Origin of the sequence: Sphingomonas sp. (assembly GCF_040398505.1) — a bacterium.
In the GTDB taxonomy this organism is placed as follows: Bacteria; Pseudomonadota; Alphaproteobacteria; order Sphingomonadales; family Sphingomonadaceae; genus Sphingomonas.
Genome location: NZ_JBBATX010000143.1, coordinates 4,468 through 5,673 on the forward strand (window position 1 = coordinate 4,468; position 1,206 = coordinate 5,673).

Below are 1,206 nucleotides of genomic sequence, written 5' to 3' on the forward strand. Positions count from 1 at the left end.
GCGTCGGGCATCGCGTCGAGGCCGTCGAACACCGTCTCCGAATTGTGCAATTTGCCCTCGGCCAGCCAGCCGCCCATCACGCGGTAAAATTCCGCGGCATGGCCGACATGGTCGCTGACCAGCAGCCCGGTCATGCGGATGCGCATCCCGATCAGCCGCGCGAGATAGCGCAGCTCGGTCGGCTTCGCGGAGTTGTAAATGTCGATCATCCCGCAAATCGCAAAGCGCGCATGCAGGTTCCCCGTCGCGAGCGCGGCATCGAGATGCTCGCCGCCGACATTGTCGAAATAGACGTCGATGCCGTCCTTGCCGATCTCGCCCAGCGCCGTCATCAGCTTCTTCACCAGCGGCCCGTCGCTCTTATAATCGATCACCGCATCGGCGCCGAGCGACTTCACCAACGCGCATTTGTCGGCCCCGCCGGCGCTGCCGATCACCATCATCCCGCTCGCCTTGGCGACCTGCACCACGGTCGATCCGACCGCGCCTGCGGCCGCCGACACGAACACGACATCGCCGGGCTTGGCCCCGGCCACGCGCAGCAGACCGAAATAGGCGGTCATCCCCGGCATCCCGAGCAGTCCGAGAAATTGTTGTGGCGGTACGCCCAGCTCGGGAAGCTTCTGGACTTGCGCGCCGGGCAGAACCGCCTCGTCGCGCCATCCCAGAAAATGCTGCACCATGTCACCGACCGCGATGCCCTCGGCCTTGCTCTCGATCACTTCGCCGATCGCGCCGCCTTGCATCGGCTCGCCCAGCGCAAACGGCGGAACGTACGATTTCACGTCGTTCATCCGCCCGCGCATATAGGGATCGACCGACAGCCAGCGATTGGCAATGCGGACGTCGCCATCCTGCAAAGCGGCGGCGGGCATTTCGATCAGCGCAAAATCGGTTGCGACGGGCATGCCGTTCGGGCGGGCGTGCAGAGTCCAGGCGCGGGTCATCGGGGGCATCCTCTTATGATTTTCGAAGGTGGGGTATGCCGATGTCGCCGTATTGGCAATGCCGAATCGCGGCACGCGGCATCGTGAAATCGCCGCGGTGTGGGCGTGCGTGTTGCATCCCCAAAAAAGCGCGGCTAAATCTTGGATCGGGCCTGCTGACGGGGCCAAAGCGTGGTGCGGGGCTGTAGCTCAGATGGGAGAGCGCTGCAATCGCACTGCAGAGGCCAGCGGTTCGATTCCGCTCAGCTCCACCACGCTT

The 1,206-nt window shown here is 64.3% G+C and carries 1 protein-coding gene and 1 tRNA gene; one reads left to right on the top strand and one right to left on the bottom strand.

Annotated elements, in window-relative coordinates:
• The coding region (locus ABWP09_RS13245) for an NADP-dependent oxidoreductase (protein ID WP_353205597.1) at nt 1-947 on the bottom strand (947 nt) is incomplete at its 3' end.
• Nucleotides 948-1,125: 178 nt separating this feature from the next.
• On the opposite strand from ABWP09_RS13245, the gene ABWP09_RS13250 reads away from it, so the two are divergent.
• A tRNA-Ala gene (locus tag ABWP09_RS13250) sits at nt 1,126-1,201 on the top strand.
• Nucleotides 1,202-1,206 lie beyond the last annotated feature (5 nt).